At 37.2% G+C, this 18595-nt stretch carries 20 protein-coding genes; 9 read left to right on the top strand and 11 right to left on the bottom strand.

Annotated features, from left to right (window positions below):
* Positions 1–33 precede the first annotated feature (33 nt).
* The 3 genes from HW347_RS07850 to HW347_RS07840 all read right to left on the bottom strand — a co-directional run bounded on the left by HW347_RS07850 (position 34) and on the right by HW347_RS07840 (position 1509).
* Positions 34–363, bottom strand: a complete 330-nt coding sequence (locus tag HW347_RS07850; protein WP_155596681.1) for a PadR family transcriptional regulator — start codon at positions 361–363, stop codon at positions 34–36.
* 214 nt (positions 364–577) lie between these two features.
* Positions 578–1030, bottom strand: coding sequence for a nuclear transport factor 2 family protein (locus HW347_RS07845; RefSeq protein WP_214611326.1), 453 nt, complete (start codon positions 1028–1030; stop codon positions 578–580).
* Positions 1030–1509 carry a DUF4870 domain-containing protein gene (locus HW347_RS07840; protein WP_214611325.1) on the bottom strand — a complete coding sequence of 160 codons (480 nt, stop codon included), beginning with the start codon at positions 1507–1509 and terminating at the stop codon, positions 1030–1032. The genes HW347_RS07845 and HW347_RS07840 overlap by 1 nt, the downstream gene beginning before the upstream one ends.
* Before the next feature lie 133 nt (positions 1510–1642).
* Here HW347_RS07840 and HW347_RS07835 point away from each other — a divergent pair, with 133 nt between their 5' ends.
* The 5 genes from HW347_RS07835 (at position 1643) to nudK (ending at position 4841) form a co-directional block, all read left to right on the top strand.
* Complete coding sequence (locus tag HW347_RS07835) at positions 1643–2098, top strand: DUF4442 domain-containing protein (RefSeq protein WP_155595727.1); 456 nt, start codon at positions 1643–1645, stop codon at positions 2096–2098.
* A 73-nt stretch (positions 2099–2171) separates the two neighbouring features.
* Positions 2172–2969 carry a TIGR00266 family protein gene (locus HW347_RS07830; protein ID WP_155595729.1) on the top strand — a complete coding sequence of 266 codons (798 nt, stop codon included), beginning with the start codon at positions 2172–2174 and terminating at the stop codon, positions 2967–2969.
* Between the two features lie 62 nt (positions 2970–3031).
* Complete coding sequence (locus HW347_RS07825) at positions 3032–3688, top strand: DUF2461 domain-containing protein (RefSeq protein ID WP_214611324.1); 657 nt, start codon at positions 3032–3034, stop codon at positions 3686–3688.
* An 86-nt stretch (positions 3689–3774) separates the two neighbouring features.
* On the top strand, positions 3775–4194 hold the full coding sequence (locus tag HW347_RS07820) for a response regulator (protein WP_214611323.1): 420 nt from the start codon (positions 3775–3777) through the stop codon (positions 4192–4194).
* Between the two features lie 62 nt (positions 4195–4256).
* The gene (gene nudK / locus HW347_RS07815) at positions 4257–4841 is read left to right on the top strand and encodes a GDP-mannose pyrophosphatase NudK (RefSeq protein WP_214611322.1); all 585 of its coding nucleotides are present in this window, start codon (positions 4257–4259) and stop codon (positions 4839–4841) included.
* Between the two features lie 31 nt (positions 4842–4872).
* On the opposite strand, the gene HW347_RS07810 is transcribed toward nudK, so the two are convergent.
* Positions 4873–6141 carry a D-alanyl-D-alanine carboxypeptidase gene (locus tag HW347_RS07810; RefSeq protein ID WP_214611321.1) on the bottom strand — a complete coding sequence of 423 codons (1269 nt, stop codon included), beginning with the start codon at positions 6139–6141 and terminating at the stop codon, positions 4873–4875.
* A gap of 155 nt (positions 6142–6296) precedes the next feature.
* Between HW347_RS07810 and HW347_RS07805 the strand changes: the two genes are divergently transcribed.
* The gene (locus HW347_RS07805) at positions 6297–6494 is read left to right on the top strand and encodes a hypothetical protein (protein WP_214611320.1); all 198 of its coding nucleotides are present in this window, start codon (positions 6297–6299) and stop codon (positions 6492–6494) included.
* Between the two features lie 88 nt (positions 6495–6582).
* On the opposite strand, the gene HW347_RS07800 is transcribed toward HW347_RS07805, so the two are convergent.
* The gene (locus tag HW347_RS07800) at positions 6583–7521 is read right to left on the bottom strand and encodes a LysR substrate-binding domain-containing protein (protein WP_214611319.1); all 939 of its coding nucleotides are present in this window, start codon (positions 7519–7521) and stop codon (positions 6583–6585) included.
* A gap of 107 nt (positions 7522–7628) precedes the next feature.
* Here HW347_RS07800 and HW347_RS07795 point away from each other — a divergent pair, with 107 nt between their 5' ends.
* Complete coding sequence (locus HW347_RS07795; RefSeq protein WP_155595735.1) at positions 7629–8108, top strand: Dps family protein; 480 nt, start codon at positions 7629–7631, stop codon at positions 8106–8108.
* A gap of 58 nt (positions 8109–8166) precedes the next feature.
* Here HW347_RS07795 and HW347_RS07790 read toward each other — a convergent pair whose 3' ends face one another.
* Positions 8167–8535, bottom strand: coding sequence for a TfoX/Sxy family protein (locus tag HW347_RS07790; protein WP_214611318.1), 369 nt, complete (start codon positions 8533–8535; stop codon positions 8167–8169).
* 185 nt (positions 8536–8720) lie between these two features.
* On the opposite strand from HW347_RS07790, the gene HW347_RS07785 reads away from it, so the two are divergent.
* Positions 8721–9704: an NAD-dependent epimerase/dehydratase family protein gene (locus HW347_RS07785; protein WP_214611317.1), complete on the top strand. Its 984-nt coding sequence runs from the start codon at positions 8721–8723 to the stop codon at positions 9702–9704.
* A gap of 166 nt (positions 9705–9870) precedes the next feature.
* Here the strand turns inward: HW347_RS07785 and HW347_RS07780 are convergent, their stop codons facing one another.
* Both HW347_RS07780 and HW347_RS07775 read right to left on the bottom strand, forming a co-directional pair.
* A complete protein-coding gene (locus HW347_RS07780) occupies positions 9871–12504 on the bottom strand; it encodes a BspA family leucine-rich repeat surface protein (RefSeq protein WP_214611316.1) in 2634 nt (877 codons plus the stop codon).
* A 351-nt stretch (positions 12505–12855) separates the two neighbouring features.
* Positions 12856–13458 (bottom strand): FMN-binding negative transcriptional regulator, encoded by a 603-nt coding sequence (locus HW347_RS07775; protein ID WP_214611315.1) that lies wholly within the window; start codon positions 13456–13458, stop codon positions 12856–12858.
* Positions 13459–13599: 141 nt separating this feature from the next.
* Between HW347_RS07775 and HW347_RS07770 the strand changes: the two genes are divergently transcribed.
* Positions 13600–14433: an alpha/beta fold hydrolase gene (locus HW347_RS07770; protein WP_214611314.1), complete on the top strand. Its 834-nt coding sequence runs from the start codon at positions 13600–13602 to the stop codon at positions 14431–14433.
* 74 nt (positions 14434–14507) lie between these two features.
* Here the strand turns inward: HW347_RS07770 and HW347_RS07765 are convergent, their stop codons facing one another.
* From HW347_RS07765 to HW347_RS07755, 3 genes are all read right to left on the bottom strand, one after another.
* Positions 14508–15341 carry an endonuclease/exonuclease/phosphatase family protein gene (locus tag HW347_RS07765; protein WP_225901848.1) on the bottom strand — a complete coding sequence of 278 codons (834 nt, stop codon included), beginning with the start codon at positions 15339–15341 and terminating at the stop codon, positions 14508–14510.
* Between the two features lie 285 nt (positions 15342–15626).
* The gene (locus tag HW347_RS07760) at positions 15627–16925 is read right to left on the bottom strand and encodes a DEAD/DEAH box helicase (RefSeq protein WP_214611313.1); all 1299 of its coding nucleotides are present in this window, start codon (positions 16923–16925) and stop codon (positions 15627–15629) included.
* 58 nt (positions 16926–16983) lie between these two features.
* Positions 16984–18537, bottom strand: coding sequence for an NAD(P)/FAD-dependent oxidoreductase (locus HW347_RS07755; RefSeq protein ID WP_214611312.1), 1554 nt, complete (start codon positions 18535–18537; stop codon positions 16984–16986).
* Positions 18538–18595 lie beyond the last annotated feature (58 nt).

Genomic DNA, 18595 nt, shown 5'->3' with positions numbered 1-18595 from the left:
GTAGCTATGAAGTTACAAAGTAGTTTTTTAGGTTTATTTGTTGTTGGTTACCAAATTAGTTGCTGTTCTTAGCTCATCCCAAGTGCTGTCCAGTTCTTTTAGAAAAAGTTTACCGGTTTCCGTTAATGCGTAATATTTTCTTGGGGGACCAGAGGTTGATTCTTCCCAGCGGTAGCTGAGTAGGCCTGCATTTTTTAAGCGAGTTAATAAAGGGTAAATTGTGCCCTCTACTACAAGCATTTTCGCATCTTTTAGCGTTGCGAGAATTTCAGAAGCGTATTTGTCTTTCCCATTTAAGATAGACAGAATACAATACTCCAAAACGCCCTTGCGCATTTGTGCTTTTGTATTTTCTACATTCATAATTTCTTTTTTCTTTTTATGCAGTTCCTTTAAATTGGGGGAACGTGTCTGTTCATAAATGGTACGCTGCATAGTGTGATTGTTCGTTTTTCTTTACTCCAAATCTGTTTAGGTTAACGCCCCGTGATTAGTGAGACCCTTATGCAAATTTTGAGTAAATTGATTGATGAATAAACTCCTTTTTGACTGGGGTGTGATGAGCACCCTTTTTATATTAATGAAGGCTGATGACCCTCGTGATCTTCCAATTAGAATCTGTTTTTTTCCATATTATTATAAATTTTCCCGGTTCTGAAATGGCGTCCGGCTCTTGGTTGTTATGAAATTTGTGCAATCCTATTTCTACCGCGCCAAAATCGTTTATGGGATACACTTCAATACTACCTTCAACTAATTCTCTTGTTACTTTGCCACAAATGTTTTTTTTTAAGCTCTCAAGTAAATCTAGTTTTGATGTCATTAAGCCTCCTTTGTCATGATAGAATTCTAAATCTTCAGAATACATTTCTGATTGCTTTTCCATGTCACAAGTGTTGTAAGCCTCAAAGTAATCTGCATCTAACTTGGTAATCGTTTCCTTTAATTGTTCCTCGGCAGCCGATTGTGCTGCCATCTCACAAAAGTTGGAAATAAAAATAAGTGCGATTATGACGGTAGTTAACTTCATTATTTTAAAAACTTTATAGTGATTGGATAAGAAAATTCTTGTCCCTCGTTAGTTTTTATGACCGCTAGAATAGTGTAAACTATGTTTACAACAAACAAAGCGCCATGGGCCAGACCGGCAACACCCAACGGAAATAACCAAGAACTAAACTTAAAAGTTTCACTAAAGTCAATGTTCAGATTATTATAATCGTTCAGGTGGTTTAGACCAAATAAGCTGCTATCTAATAAATCAGGAAAGAAACCAACCAATATTGGTATACTAATGATTCCCAAAACAATAGAGTAGAGTAGAAGGCTAATCTGAAAATTTAAAACCTGTTTTCCAGAATAATCTACAAGTGCAGAATCTTTTTTATTGGCAGTCCATAATACCAACGGAATAATAAAATTCCCGAAAGGAATAAAGAATTTTGAAAAAGAAGAAGCATGCACCATTGCGGCTAAATTTCGTTCGTGTTTTGTTAGTGTACTTTCCATGGCTTAGTAATTTCTTATGCAAATATATGGCTAAAAGAAGGTACTATGCAAAACAAAGTACTAAAAATTAACATCAAATTAACAATTGTAAAAAGGAAAAATTTCAATACATTTAGAGAAAATAAATAAGACGATGGCAGTATCTACGGGCAAGTTCAACACATTTACCTTTTTTAAATTACCATCTGCATGGTGGTGTGGGGTAAGGTTGCGACATATGGATGAAAAGAAGGCAATTGTAACGGTAACCCATAAATGGTTTAATCAAAATCCGTTTAAAAGCATGTTTTGGGCCGTACAAGGAATGGCTGCGGAGTTAAGTACTGGCGCTATGGTTATTGCTCAAATTAAAGAAAGCGGAAAAAAAATATCTATGCTTGTAGCAAATAATAATGCCAACTTTTCTAAAAAGGCTACAGGTAAAATCACATTTACTTGTGAGGATGGTCATATGATTAAAGAGGCTATAGATAAAACCGTTGCTACTGGTGAGGGTCAGGCGTTTTGGATGAAGTCCGTTGGTGTAAATGAGGATGGAGTAGTGGTTTCTACTTTTAATTTTGAGTGGACTGTGCGAGTGAAGAAATAAAATTTTCAGTAAATCCTGTAACATTTCTACCGTAGACACCAACTAACAAGCATCAACAAAAAACAAAAAAGAAATGAACGCACACGAAATAGATTATCAGATTTACGGTGAAGAAATGCAATATGTAGAAATAGAACTAGACCCGCAAGAAGCTGTAGTGGCAGAAGCAGGAAGTTTTATGATGATGGATTCTGATATTAAAATGGATACCATCTTTGGAGATGGTTCTAACCAGGATAACAGCGTATTGGGAAAGATTTTTTCTGCAGGAAAACGAATATTGACTGGTGAAAGTCTTTTTATGACCGCTTTTTTAAATGTAGGTCAGGGGAAAAAGCAAGTCAGTTTTGCTTCTCCGTATCCAGGAAAAATCCTTCCAATAGATTTATCCGAAAAGCAAGGAAAATTCATCTGTCAAAAAGATGCTTTTCTGTGTGCGGCAAAAGGAGTATCAGTTGGTATTGAATTTTCCAAAAAGTTGGGTAGAGGTTTATTTGGTGGAGAAGGTTTCATTATGCAAAAGTTAGAAGGAGATGGTATGGCCTTTGTACATGCCGGTGGTACTTTAGCAAAAAAAGAACTCGCTGCCGGAGAGGTATTGAAAGTAGATACAGGCTGTATTGTTGGTTTTTCTCAAACCGTAGATTATGATATAGAATTTGTAGGTGGTATTAAAAATACGGTTTTTGGTGGTGAAGGTCTTTTCTTTGCTACCTTAAGAGGGCCTGGAACGGTTTATGTTCAATCATTACCATTTAGTAGACTTGCCGGTAGAGTTTTGGCTTCTATTCCAAGAGGAGGCAAGGATAAAGGCGAAGGAAGTATTTTAGGTTCTTTAGGAGATATTGTTGGTGGCGATAATCGTTTTTAGGAAGAACCTCCAAAGAGAATAGTATAATTTATAATAAGATGCGCATCAGTCGTAATATTTAAATGGATTTCAAAAACCTCATAGAGTTTTTAAAGGCACTCAATTCCAATAATTCCAAAGAGTGGATGGATGCCAACCGTAAATGGTATAAAGAAGTACGCACAGATTTCGTAAAATGGTTAGACCATATGAATGATGTAATGGCTGCTTTGGATAATGAGTATTATGATACGCCGGGAAAGAAGGGAATTAACCGGATTAATAATAACCTAATGTTTCACCCTAACAAACCGGTTTACAAAGACCACTTTGGAGCGGGATTGGACAAAAGACCTTCAACGGGAGATTTTTATATTGAAATTGGTGTTGAAAGATGTATCATGGCAGGTGGTTTTTGGAGGCCGGATTCTCCAACGCTAAAAAGCATACGCGATGCTATAGATTATGATGGAGATGTATTTCAGGAAATAATTGATAAAAAATCTTTCAAAAAAGTTTTTGGCGGACTCTATGAAGATGCCAAATTAATAAAAGCGCCAAAAGGGTTCTCAAATTCTCATGAACATATAGAGCTTTTACGCAATAAAACATTGGCTGTGGCACACGAATTTCCTACAAATGAGGTGTTTAGGAATAATTTTGAAGAAAAAATTATCAATGTGTACAAAGAAATGCTTCCATTTAGAAGATATCTCAATAAAGCGGTAACAGTAGCCTGAAAAGGGTATAGTAATAAATCTTTTGCATATATTTATTTTATTAAAATTTGATTTGAAAGTTTTTTCTTACTATATTTTAGGGAATTATGATATTTGAAACCGTTACCCCCTTAACAATTTGGATTATAGATGACGACCTTGTTTCGTTATTTGCAGCGCGTTATGGTATAGAGCAGTTGAAAAAACCTTATCATGTAGTTGATTTTGATAGCGCTGAAATAGCTTTAAAAATATTATCGGATAGTCTTGAGGGTGACAAAGAATTACCGGACGTTATACTGCTTGATCTGGTTATGCCTAAAATGAATGGTTGGGAGTTTCTAGAAAAGTTGGAAGAAATGCCAGAGCATGTTAGAAGCTCTGATATCTATATTTTGTCTGCATTTTTGAGCACAAAAGAAAGACAACGTGCATCTACCCATCCTGTAGTAAAAGGTTATTTTGATAAACCTATTTCAAAGCGAGCACTTAGCCGTATTTTTGGAGAAAAAGAAGAGGCTAAATAGTAGCATTTGCTTAAATGCTAGTAGCTTTGAATCAATATTAATCCACGAACGGCTATTCTACAGTGAAAAACGGCACAATAAAAAACATCAAAAAGGAAGTTTTATCAGATAATTGGTACACCTTAAACAAGTATGTTTACGAGTATCAAAAGGAAGATGGTTCTTGGGAAACTCAACAACGTGAAGCCTATGATCGTGGCAATGGAGCAGCAATTCTATTGTACAATCAGAAAAAGGGAACGGTGGTGCTAACAAAACAATTCCGCATGCCTACCTATGTTAACGGTAATCCTAGTGGAATGATGATAGAAGTCTGTGCCGGTCTTTTAGATGGCGATAATCCTGAAGATTGCATCAGAAAAGAAGTAGAAGAAGAAACAGGCTACAAAATAGAAAACGTCAAAAAAGTATTTGAATCTTATATGTCACCAGGTTCGGTAACAGAAATACTCCATTTTTTTGTGGGTGCCTATGAGGAAAAAATGAAAATTGGCGACGGTGGTGGTGCAGAAGATGAAACCGAGAACATAGAGGTTCTTGAATATCCATTTGATGTAGCTATGGCTATGATTTCTTCTGGAGAAATCAAAGACGCTAAAACCATTCTGTTATTGCAATACGCGGCCGTTCATAAGCTACTAGCCTAGTCAGCTTTTAGTTAAATCCTATATTTCTACCTTAATAGGTATCTGCTATTTGCCGTAGAATCTGTTGTATCTTCTTTTTTACCTCGGAGGTGGGTTGTTGGTAATGATTGTTCATAAAACTGAAAATCAACGTTCTTCCTGTTTTGGTAATGAGGTAGCCACTCAGACAGTAATTATTACTTAGACTCCCGGACTTGGCATATATCTTTGGATATCCTCCGTCGTAATCCCATGTTTTTAAAGTTCCAGAAACTGCGTTCTCTGGAAAAATAGAGAACAATCTTTGGCGGGGAACCGTCTGGTACAATTTGTTTAGAACAGTAACCATAGACTCTGGAGTGAATAAATTATAACGAGAAAGCCCGGAACCATCAACCCATCTAGGAGGCTGTTGTAAATCGGCCAATTGGTTTTTAAGAATATATTCCCTTGTTCTTTTTCCACTAAGGGTGTCGGATAGGGTAGATGAAGACAAAACCAGTAATTGTTCTGCAATAAAATTATCACTTTCGTGCATCATCCGTATATAAAGGGAATCTGATGGCTGTCCGTAGAGTATTTGTTTTTCGCCTATAATAGGTTTGTTAGACAAGCTTATTTTTTTGTCCAGAGCAGATTCTAACAATTGTTTGGTTAGAACTGAATCTGTGCGAAAGGGAATTTCAATCGTGTCTTTACGTGAACGTGAGAAGTAAAACGTATTTTTTTCTAATTCCCTATTCTTTTTATACCAAGTACGCACAACATCGTCTTTAAAAAAATCAGGTATTACTTTCAACCCGTTTGTATTGGAAATATTGGTGACATTGCCATAGAGCGGTAAAGAAGTTATTTCAGGTTGATAGTAATATTGATAATCGTCCCACGCCCATCCTTGACCCAATTTTTTGTCTTCAAAATTATTCAGGTCAAGAACTATAGAATTATATTTTTGTAAAAAATGAAAAGCAGTACTATCCTTAAAATGTGGGTGTAGGAAAGAAGGATCTCCAGTACCCTCAACATATACGGTATTATTCTTTACAGCGTATTTCAAAGCAGGTACCTGTTGGGGTAATAATTGCAAAGAAGCAAATAGTGTAAAGATTTTGGTATTGCTAGCCGGTGTAAAGTATTTCTTACTTTTGTTAGAGTACAGGGTATCGTTCGTTTCTGGGTCTAAAACCAGCAAGCCCACAAACTGATTTTTATAAAAGTCAGATAAAATAATGGTGTCTGTAGATTTAGAAATAATCTTCTTATATGATTTACAGCTAGTTAAAGAAACAAAGGCAAGAAGTATAAATAGTATTTTTTTCATTTTTAAAATTGTGTTATCGCCTGTATTCAGGGCATTTAACAAGAAATTGGCTTACATTTAACAACTCATAAGCAATATAGTAAATGCATTATTGTTTAACTTTATAAGGAGAGAATTTCTCTTAACAACAACTAATAACTTAAACATTTTGACATATGGCTAGAGCTATGCTTGAATACTCTAAAACGGTATTGAAAAAAGTTAGTTTTGACGCGAAATTGTTCATTAAAGAACTTCAAAAAGCAGTATCAATGTTGCTTCCCGAAGAAATTGAAGAACTTCAACTCTGGTTACAACAGTTTATTACAGACAAACCAGAACTAAAACAAACGCTTATTTATATAAAATCATAATTAAAAGCCCTCTAAACAGAGGGCTTTTTTAATATTACTACCCAAGCATAGTATAGCACGATTTAGCTATAAATAAATGGGTAACAACTTATTTGTTTACAGGACTGATAATCTGTACATCTTGAAAAGCAATGGCTCCTCTAACAATACTAGAGATGACATCTCTTAACGCATTTGTAATCTGAATTTTTAGCTCACTTTTGTGGTAAATTAAGCTTACTTCACGAGCAGGTGAGGGCTTATCAAAATACTTCAACTTGCTTCTCTTTTTATCATCTAATACCAACGTGTTCAAATAAGGCAATAGAGTCATTCCAAGGTCTTCATCTGCTAGATTGATTAATGTCTCAAAACTACCGCTTTCCAAACGAAATTGCTTAGTGTCTAAATTCCGTGTTGCTTTACATAGGTTAATCACATTATCCCTAAAGCAATGACCGTCTTGTAGCAATAGAACATCATTAATATCTAAATCCTCTGGCTTTAATGTTTTTGCTTTTCCAAGTCTATGCTCTTTTGGAACATAGCCTACAAATGGCTCGTAATACAAAGGCCGTTCTTTTATAAACTCAATACCCAGTGGTGTGGCAGCAATAGCCGCATCTATATGACCATCTTGAATATTACGAATTAGCGTTTCTGTGCTCTGTTCTTTTATAATCAAGTTTACCTTAGGGTACTTGTTTATAAAAGTCTTAAGAAACATGGGGAGTAGTGTGGGCATTATGGTAGGGATAATGCCTAAAGTGAAATCACCTCCTATAAATCCCTTTTCTTGATCTACGACATCCTTTATTCTACTGGCTTCATTTACGATGTTTTTGGCCTGCGCCACTATTTTTGCTCCTACTTCTGTAATAGAAATAGGTTTTTTACTTCTATCAAAAATCAAAACATCTAGCTCGTCTTCTAACTTTTGTACTTGCATACTTAAGGTAGGTTGCGTAACGAAGCTTTTTTCTGCAGCTAAGGTGAAGTTTTTATGCTCGGCAACGGCCAGCACATATTGTAATTGAGTAATTGTCATTTGCTATAAATTCTAGTGATAAAAATATAAAAACTATCAATGATATCTATCATGAAGTAGGGTCTAATATTGGGTACCTTTATACCATAGTTAAAACAACAAGAGCCATGAAACTAAATAGTATAGGATTAAGCGAAAAAGATTCAAAATCATTAAGCGAAGACTTAAACGAGTTGTTAGCGAATTTTCAACGTTACTACCAAAATTTAAGAGGTATTCATTGGAATATAAAAGGGAAACGCTTTTTTGAGCTTCACCCAAAATTTGAAGAATTATATACAGAAGCAAATCTTAATGTAGATGAGATTGCAGAGCGTATACTTACTTTAGGAGGAGTGCCATTGCATACATTTGAGGATTATATAAAAAACTCAAAAGTACCAGTAGGTAAGAATATAAGTAAAGATGAAGATGCTATCCGTTTGGTAGTAGATTCATTAAAAGGTCTTTTGGTTATTGAGAGACGAATTTTAGATGCTTCAGGTGAATCTGGAGATGAAGGTACCAACTCTATGATGAGTGATTTCATTACAGGCCAGGAAAAAACAGTCTGGATGATGAAAGCTTGGTTGGCCGAAGAAATATAGTTTAGGTGATTATAGATGAAAAATCCCCGATGGACTTTAATGTTCATCGGGGATTTTTTTATTTCTTGTTTTTCTTTTTGCTCTTTGTGGCCAACGGATTAAAATCTAAACAAAGTTGAATCCAACTTTCTAGGTCTTCGTCCGTGTCCATTCCGTCTGCATCTACATAAATATAACTTTTCATCTTGCGGCCAGTTAAGTCCATAGGTCTGCAATGGGGTAATTGAAGTATATTGTCATAATTATCCCTTCCTATTCTTGCCATCATACGAGATGACTCACTATCCTTATTAATAGTAATTGCAAAACACATTTTTTCATCGACCATAAAGCATAGGGTGCCCATCATTTTCTTCTCTTCGGAATACACATGCTTTTGCTTTAATATTTGTCTACATCGGTCGGCAAGATATTCGTCGTAAGCCATTTTTTGTCTTGTGGGTTAAAGTTTGAATGGTGGCAGGTTGGCCATATTTCAAAAATACAGTTTTGTTCAGTACTGTTTAAAGTCTTTGGCTTTATAGATTGTAAAAAGCGTTTATTGGGCTGGTCACAATTGCTGGATTACCGTTGCTTATAGTTATATTCGAATAACGAAAAATATATAGCACAATGAAGGTTTTATTTATAGGTGGGACAGGAAATATAAGTACAGCATCTAGTCACTTGGCATTAGAAAAGGGCATTGACCTCTATCACTTAAATAGAGGTACAAATAAGGCAGGCCTGCCAGGCGTTAATACTATTTTTGGCGATATAAACAAACCAGAAGAACTTTCGGAATTACAGAACCACACTTGGGATGTAGTAGTGAATTGGATTGCTTTTACACCGGAAGATATAGAGCGTGATATTGTCTTGTTTCAAGGGAAGACAAAGCAGTACATTTTTATTAGTTCGGCATCTTGTTATCAGACTCCTTTGCAATATCCTATTATAACTGAATCTACTCCGCTTTGTAATAATTTGTGGGATTATTCTCAAGAAAAAATTAGAAGTGAAGACCGTTTAATGAAAGCGTATAGGGAAACAGGTTTTCCTATTACTATTGTTCGTCCATCATTAACCTATGACACGGTAATTCCTATTGCCATTGGTGGTTTCAGGGAATGGACAACGGCCAATCGTATTATAAATGGCGAAGAAATTATTATTCATGGTGATGGAACTTCGTTGTGGACGGTTACCCATGCAGATGATTTTGCAAAAGGCTTTGTAGGTCTGTTAGGATTAACAACAGCTATTGGCCATGCTTTTCATATTACGTCTGACGAAATATTGAGTTGGAATATGATTTACAAAATTTTTGCCGATGCTCTTGGGTATGAAGCTAGGGTAGTGCATATTGCTTCAGATTTTATATGTAAAATTGAACCATCATTTACAGGTACTTTACTGGCCGATAAAGGAGAAAGTGTCATTTTTGATAATTCCAAGATCAAAACATTTGTACCTGACTTTAAAGCAACCATTCCTTTTTCAGAAGGAATTAGAAGAACCTTAAAATGGTTTGATGAAAATCCTGAACATAAAGTTGTAAATGAGGATAAAAACCAGAAAATAGAGCGTATTCTTAAGGCTTATAAATCCCTCTAAGAATTTTATTTTTTCATAAAAATGAATGGGCATTAAATTCTATGTTCTTTAGAAAGTATAGCTTTAAACTGCATGCGAGCTATTTGCTAGGCCGGTCTTTCGCTGTACAACAACTACTCTCATATGCAATCGAGAAAAAAAGATGACTCTCTGTTAATTTTTTGGATCAGTTGATTAGCAATTGTTGCTGATATACTTTTTCTAAGCTATCAGTGGCTTGTAGATAATACGTGCCTGCATTAAAATATGATACATCCAAACTATACTCGTTAGACGGTACTCTCCGAAATACTTTTGTAGTTTGCACTAACCGACCTGCTAAATCATATACCTTAATTTCTTTGATTTCGGCAGGGGCATCAACAGAAATAGTAATCATATCAGATGATGGATTAGGATATATGGAGATGTCAAATGGAATCTCATTTTCCACTACCTCAGTAGAAAACTGCGTGATTGACGAACAGTCTTCGCCTCCGTCGGTAATTACCCATCCAAAGCTATCGGTCAGCCTTTGTTTGGCCACTTTGCCATCACAAAAAGTGTTGGTCCCGACACCTAACGTTATATTGGATTGCAAACTTGATAAAATGCCCCAGCCGTTTAGGATGGCATCATAATTTTCTATGGAAAGGTCGACCCGATTGAACATATTTTCCATATCGGTAACCCTCCCGACGTCCCACGCCCCTAGATTTTGGTTTAAAATTTTCGCACCGTTGAACATATTCTGCATTGTAGTTACCTGACCCACATTCCAATCCCCAATATTTTGATTAAAGGCAAGGGCATTGTAGAACATAGCATTCATATCCTGTAGATTGCTTACGTCCCAACCTCCTATATCCTGATTAAAGGCAAGTGTATTATGAAACATTTTGGTCATTACCGTTACCTGGCTTACATCCCAATCTCCAATATCCTGATTAAAAATCACGGGTCCTTCAAACATAGAAGACATATCTTTTACACTGCTTACATCCCAACTAGCGATATCCTGATTGAAAGTAGAAGCTCTAAAAAACATGCGAGACATATCAATAACGTTTCCTACATCCCAACTTCCAATGAAACCGTTGAACGACGTGGCCTGGTAAAACATACGGCTCATCTCAGTAACATTACTTACGTCCCAATCTCCAATGTCCTGATTGAACGAACTAGCATCGCGAAATGAAGAGGACATATCCTTTATACTGCTTACGTCCCAATTTTCTATAGGATGATTAAAGGAGGTGGCCCCATTAAACATTCTTCTCATATTAGTAACGTTCGAAAGGTCTGGACTATCGCTATAGTTTCCTTGTAGATTACTACAACCAGCAAATGCCCCCCTCATTGAAACCCAAGGGTTGTTACCCCATTGTTCAATAGAGAGTAATTTGTCCTTATCGCCTGCTGTTTCGAAATATATTCTAGGAAAAACACCAGAAATACTTACGGTGTATGTTTCAGATGTAGCATAAGTATGCGTTATATTGCCAGACACCCCGGTATCGGTATTACCATCTCCCCAATCAACAGTATAGTCATACGTTTCCCCCGGGAATGTCGGTATAGTAATCCGATTATCTGAAGATGTACCAGGGTTGTCTGTTTTCCAAGTGGTGACGAAAGGTCTACCACCGCTTTCGGTAACGCAATCTTCACTTCTACCGCCATCGGTAATTACCCAACCATAGTCATCGATGAGTTTTTGACGGCCCGCTGTACCTTGACAATATTGACTACCGCCTCCATCAAATGATACTCCTGATTGTAAACTGGACAGACTGGTCCAGCCGTTTAACAACGCATCGTAATTTTCAACATTCCTATTAAAGGAATAAGCATTGAAAAACATGAACGACATGTTGTATACGCCATCCACATTCCAGCTTCCGATATCCTGATTGAATTCTAGTGCACCATTGAACATATTCGGCATACTCAATACACTACTAAAATCCCAATCTCCTAAATCCTGATTGAAAGTTGCGGTCGCGCGAAACATGCTACTCATGTTAGTTACACTACTTACGTCCCACTTGCCAATATCCTGATTAAAGACCCTTGTATTGAAAAACAGGCTGCTCATATTGGTTACATTGCTCACGTCCCAATCTCCGATATATTGGTTAAACGAGATTGCATTCTGAAACAAGCCTCTCATATTGGTTACATTACTTACGTCCCAATCACCAATGTTGCTATTAAAGATTCTCGCCCCAAGAAACATTTGCTGCATGTTGGTAACATTAATTAAATCCGGACTATCACTAAATTGTCCTCTTAAATTACTACAACCGTAAAATGCACCTCTCATAGAAACCCATGGGTTGTCTCCCCATTGTTCAATAGAGAGCAGTTTATCTTTATCCGCGGCGGCAGTTTCAAAAAATATTCTAGGAAAAACACCTGAAACACTTACAGTATACGTTCCAGCGGTGGCATAGGTATGCGTTATGTCGCCCGTAACATCGGAATCAGAACTACCATCACCCCAATCTACCGTATAAGCATAAGTCTCTCCCGACGCGGTCGGTATGGTTATCTGGTCATCATTAGAAGGACCAGGGTTATCCGTTTTCCAGGTAGTTATAAATGGCCGCTGGTTATTTGGGTTAAGTTGATCGAGGTTTATTATGGTATGGCTATGGACCATTTCCTTATTATTGAAACTGCCTTCGTCATAATGAATAGCATCTGCCAATGCGGCCGATACTTTTATAGCATCGGTATGAGAGGAGTGTTTGGCTTCCTTTGGACTACTGAATAAAAAAAAAATAGAAAATAATGTGAGAAAGGTAACTTGGTTCATAGTTATTGTTCTAAAATAGTGCTCTGAAATTAATCTTCAAATCCCGTCTTTGCGCTCTTTATCGTTAAACTACAGAAAACATCGAGCTATGTAACATTTCCCCTTATCTCATATTAAAAGCCTGATATTTATTAAAATAAAGAGGGTCTCACAGGGGAAAATTTATTTTGCATTAGGCAACGAATTAATTGGTTCCTCAAGGATTTTGGATATTTCCATTATGAATAACCAATTGGGAACTATTGACAATGTTCACTCTATTTAAGTCGTTATGTAACCAAAAGTTGTAAATGAGGATAAAAACCAGAAAATAGAGCGTATTCTTAAGGCTTATAAATCCCTTTAAGAACTTTATTTTTTCATGGCTTTGGCAACTTCAATACTCATGGGGTTCTTGGAGTCTTCCAACTCTTCAATGATTTTCGGGTGGTCTTGTTCTCGGTTTTTAGATAATTTATACTGCGCTTGAATATCTGTTATCTCTATCTGAAAACCCACTACGCCTTTTATCTGTTTCAACGTGCGGGGAGACATGTCTTTTAGGGAAATTGGTTTCTTTGAATTTGCTTCGTATTTATCTACCAGCCTGTGCATAGAAGCCATAACTTCTTCTTCGCTCAAAATTTTCAGTTTTCCATAAACGTGAACGGCAACATAATTCCATGTAGGTACTTCTTCATCTTTGTACCAAGATGAGGATATATAGGAATGCGGACCGTTAAAAATACAGAGTACTTCTTCGTTCTGATCAAACTCACGCCATTGTGGGTTGGCCTTGGCAATGTGGGCAGTGAGAACCTCTTTTCCGTCTTCTGTGGTTTCTAATTCTAAAGGAATATGTGTAGCCCAAGGTTTGTTTTGATATTGGCTTACGAGAATTCCAAAACTGTTCGCTTTTAAGAACGCTCTAATCTCTGAAGCATTTTCGTTACGGTGATGATCAGGTATAAACATAAGCTAAGTTAATTGTCAGTTCTATAAGAGCTGTATTTTAAGAAAGTGTAAAAAGTGTCTTTTAGGGCGAATATTAATGCGAATGAGGCAAGCGCTATTGCAAACATTCCGTAAATTTAAATTCACTTTAAAAATAAATATATGCCATTTATAAAGAACAAAAAAGGAAAAGAAGACGTAGAAATATTTTATGAGGATTATGGCTCCGGACAACCGGTTATACTTATTCACGGGTGGCCTCTAAGTCACAAAGCGTGGGAACAGCAGGTCTGGAAAATTGTAGAGGAAGGCTATCGTTGTATCGCTTATGATAGAAGAGGCTTTGGAGCGTCTTCAGCGCCATGGGGAGAGTATGATTATTCTGCACTTGCCAGCGATTTAAATGCCATTATTGAAGATTTAGATTTAGACAACGTGGTAATCGTTGGTTTCTCTATGGGTGGAGGAGAAGTGGTTCGTTATCTAACGGACTACGGAGCAAATAAAGTTTCAAAAGCAGCTCTAATAAGTTCTATAATTCCATTGGTAAAGAAGAAAGATGATAATCCTGATGGAGTACCGGAAGAAACTTTAGATTGGATTAAGGAGGCCTTACAAAATGATAGGGTAGGATTCTTAAAAGAAAAGTTCCTGACGGGTTTCTATAATTACGAGGATAACAAGGACAAAGTTAGTGAGGCTCAACTGGACTATGATTTTAGTATTGCATCACATGCTTCACCAAGAGCTGCAATTGAAACGGCTTTAGCTTGGATGCATACGGACTTTAGACCGGAATTAAAAAATGTTACGGTACCAACGCTTATTGTTCATGGAGATGCGGATGCAACGGTTCCACAGGCAACTTCTGCTGACCAAGCGGCAAAAGGAATAAAGGACAATCAATACGAAGTTATAAAAGGTGCACCTCACGGTTTAAACCTAACACATGCCGATGAGTTAAATGAAATTCTTATTTCGTTCTTGAAAAAGTAATGAAATAGGTAATATAAATTTAAAAAGCCCGAATCTATCTAGATTCGGGCTTTTTTATGTTTGTTGAAACTAAACTATTTCTGTAGTGTAGCCATTATAGGAAGGTGGTCAGAAATATGTTGGTTATTTTCCATTCGGTCATCTATGTGAATGTATTTTTCAACTTTCAAACCTCGTACAAAAATATAGTCAATGCGGTGGTCAAGCACTCGTGCATGGTCAAATCCACTAAAGGTCCCGGTAGGCCCATAAAAAGGCTGCTCAGTTATTTCTTTTCCGTCCGTCATTTCTTTTTTAAGAAACAGAATCGGTTTTGACTCAGGTTCCAAATTGAAATCCCCCGTAAGGACAACGGAAAGTTTATTCGTATTTATCTCATTAATTTTCTTCACGATAAGCGCAGCAGATTTTTCACGCGCCTCTGTTCCTATGTGGTCAAAGTGAGTATTAAATACCCAGAATTTTTGCTTATTCTCCTTATTTTCAAAGAGGCCATACGTGCAAACACGTTCCATAGCGGCATCCCAACCCACACTAACTTTATCTGGTGTAGGGGATAACCAAAAGGTATTGGATTGTAATAGGTTAAATTTTTCACTGTTGAAAAGAATAGGGGAGAACTCACCTTTATTCTTTCCATCATCTCTGCCTACGCCAATGTATTTGTAATCTTCCAGCGCTTCGTCTAAATAGGTCAATTGATGATACACCACCTCTTGCATGCCAATAAACTCTGGAGCATAATGCTTAATTAAACGAACCATAGGAGCTTTCCTGTCGTTCCAGTTGTTTACGGTGTCGTTTACATTATCATATTTAATATTGTAGCTCATAACCTTTACGTCTTGAGCTTGCGCAATATGCATAGTGAGGAAAATGAACGAAGCGAGAATAGTTCTTAAAGCCATTTGAGATTATGAGTTAGTATGGAATAGCAATTTAAGAATAATCAGTTCTACTTTCTCAAATAGAAATTATGAAACCGTTATTTTTTTACTCGATAATCGAGATTAAATGCTCCAAGGCTTGCCTCGAAATCAAAGTATATTCCTTTTAATGCCTCGTGCGCTTGCCCCGAGGTAGTTTACATAGAAAAAAAGCAAAGAAAAACCGCAAGAAGAAAAGATGCCTTATGGAATCAAAATCTGCTTGCGGTTGTTCTAATTGTTCAATTGAATTATGAACGGACTTGTTTAATCGTCTCTACGTGGTCTATTTGAATTACTTCGGTTGCGATTGTTTGCACTTCTGTTATTCGAATTTCCTGAGCGACTTTTATTTCGGTTACCTCCTTGGTTGTTTCTTGAATTAGATCTCTGTTGAGGTCTTTTTTCCTCTTCAGCTTCCTCTTCGTCCCCACCAATAAACTGATGCTCCGGCATACGTGGCACCTGTTGTTTGATAAGTTTTTCAATATCCTTTAAAAATGCGCGTTCTTCTTTATCGCAAAAAGAAAGGGCAATACCACTTGCACTTGCCCGGCCTGTTCTACCAATACGGTGAACATAAGTTTCGGGTACATTTGGTAAATCGTAATTGATAACCAAAGAAAGGTCTTCTACATCAATTCCCCTTGCAGCAATATCAGTTGCAATTAAGACGCGTAATTTTCCATCTTTAAAATCACCTAAAGCTTTTTGTCTTGCAGTTTGTGATTTGTTACCATGTATAGCAGCCGACTTAATATCAGCCTGTGCTAATTTCTTAACTATTTTGTTGGCGCCGTGCTTAGTTCTTGAGAAGACCAAAACAGAATCTGTAGGTCTTTCGTTAATTAAATGAACCAATAATTTTGGCTTGTTGGGCTTGCTTACAAAATAAACACCTTGATCTACTTTTTCTGCTGTAGCCTGTTGCGGCTTTATAGTAACCCTTTCAAACTGTCCCAAAAGGGTTTTTGAAAGCTCCACAATACTAGAAGGCATAGTAGCCGAAAAGAAAAGGGATTGTCTTTGCTTTGGCAGTTTAGCTATGATTTTTTTAATATCATGAATGAAACCCATATCCAGCATTTGATCCGCTTCATCTAGAACCACAAATTCAATATCCCGTAATGAGATAATATTTTGATTCATCAAATCTAATAATCTTCCTGGAGTAGCAATAAGTGCATCAACACCATTATGTAAGGCATTCACCTGTCTGGATTGTTTAACACCGCCAAAAATCACCGTGTTTTTAATGTGCGTATGCTTGCTGTAGGCAGTAAAGTTATCGGCTATCTGAATAGCAAGTTCTCTAGTAGGTGTTACAATAAGTGTGCGTATGCGTCGCTTACCTCTAGTTTGATCTTGGCTGTTGTGTAAATGATGTATTATGGGGATACTGAACGCGGCTGTTTTTCCGGTTCCTGTCTGTGCAACTCCTAAAAGGTCTTTCTTGTTAAGTAAAATAGGAATGGCTTGTTCCTGTATGGGTGTAGGATTCGTATATCCTTGTTCCTCAATAGCTTTGAGTATAGGCAAAGCAATACCTAAATCTTTAAATGTCATGTATATTTAATAAGCCGCAAAGATACGGCGAATGTTTGGATAAGCCTATAAACCCTAACTATAGACCTGCTATAGCGGCCTCTGCGCACCGTTCACCGTCCATTGCAGCAGAAACTATTCCACCAGCATAACCACCACCTTCTCCACAAGGGAATAGGCCTTCAATTTCTGGGTGTTCTAATTTTTCAGTTCTAGGGATGTTGACCGGAGATGAGGTACGGGATTCTACACCTACAATATTAGCTTCGGCAGTGTAATACCCTTTCATTTTATCACCAAAGGCTTTAAAGCCCTGACGCAGTTTTCCGCCAATAAGTTTGGGGAGTAAAGAGTGTAAGGGAGCAGAATTCAATCCAGGTTGATAGGAAGTAGGGTTGAGGTCTGCTGAAAGTTTACCATCAACAAAATCTGTTAAACGTTGGGCGGGTGCCGTTTGCGTTCTTCCACCTGCGGTAAAAGCCAATCGTTCTAAATCCTTCTGGTATTCCAATCCTTTTAAAACCCCAAAACGTTCGTATTTATATAGATCTTCATCCACATTGATTTCTACTACAATACCCGAGTTAGCGAACTTGTTATTTCGTTTAGAGGGAGACATACCATTTACGACCACTTCTCCAGGAGCAGTTGCAGCTGGAACTATAAATCCGCCGGGACACATGCAAAAAGAGTATACGCCACGGTTCTTTACTTGCTCTACTAAACTATAAGCAGCAGCAGGAAGCAATTCGTTACGATCTCCAGAGCAGTGGTATTGAATAGAGTCGATAATATGCTGTGGATGTTCAACACGAACGCCCATAGCAAAAGATTTAGCCTTTAGGCTGATTTTCTTATCGTTCAATAAATAGTAGATATCACGGGCCGAATGTCCTGTTGCTAGAATAACCCGATTAACCTTCATTTCATTGCCGTTTTGCAATTGAAGGCTTTCTATTTTGTTATTCTTTACCGTAAAATTGGTTAGGCGGGTATTGAAATGTACCTCGCCACCATGACTAATTATAGCTTCTCTTATGTTCTGTACAATTTTAGGAAGCTTGTTCGTGCCAATGTGCGGGTGTGCGTCTACCAGAATTTCTTCGGTAGCACCATGGTGAACCAAACTTTCAAAAATACGGCGTACGTCTCCTCTTTTTAGACTTCGGGTGTATAGTTTACCATCAGAATAGGTTCCGGCACCACCTTCGCCAAAGCAGTAGTTAGAATCTTCGTTTACAATATGGTCTTGGTTAATGGCCTTTAAATCTCGTCTTCTGTCTTTGACATTATTGCCACGTTCTAGAACAATAGGCTTGTATCCTAGTTCCAAACAACGTAATGCGGCCCACATGCCTGCAGGTCCAAAACCTACAATATGAACCTCTTTTGCTTTAGAAACATCTAGGTATTTGAATTCATAGTCAGCAGCAGGAGAAGGCTTTTCGTTAATGTAAACCTCCATCTTGTAATTGAAGTAAATCTTAGGTTTACGGGCGTCAATAGATTTGCGCAACACTTTAATAGTGATGTTCTTTTCGTCCTCGCTTAAATATTTAGCGGTTTTCTTTAAAAGGATGTTGGGTTTACTTTCCTCTTTTAACGATACCCGCAACTGAATTCTTCTGACCATGGTGCAAAGCTACTACGCTTTATGGTATAAAAAAATGCATCTTACGATTTGTAAGATG

The sequence above is a fragment of the Zobellia barbeyronii genome, from assembly GCF_018603515.1.
GTDB classification, from domain to species: Bacteria; Bacteroidota; Bacteroidia; order Flavobacteriales; family Flavobacteriaceae; genus Zobellia; species Zobellia barbeyronii.
This window is presented reverse-complemented; position numbering and strand designations above follow the sequence as displayed.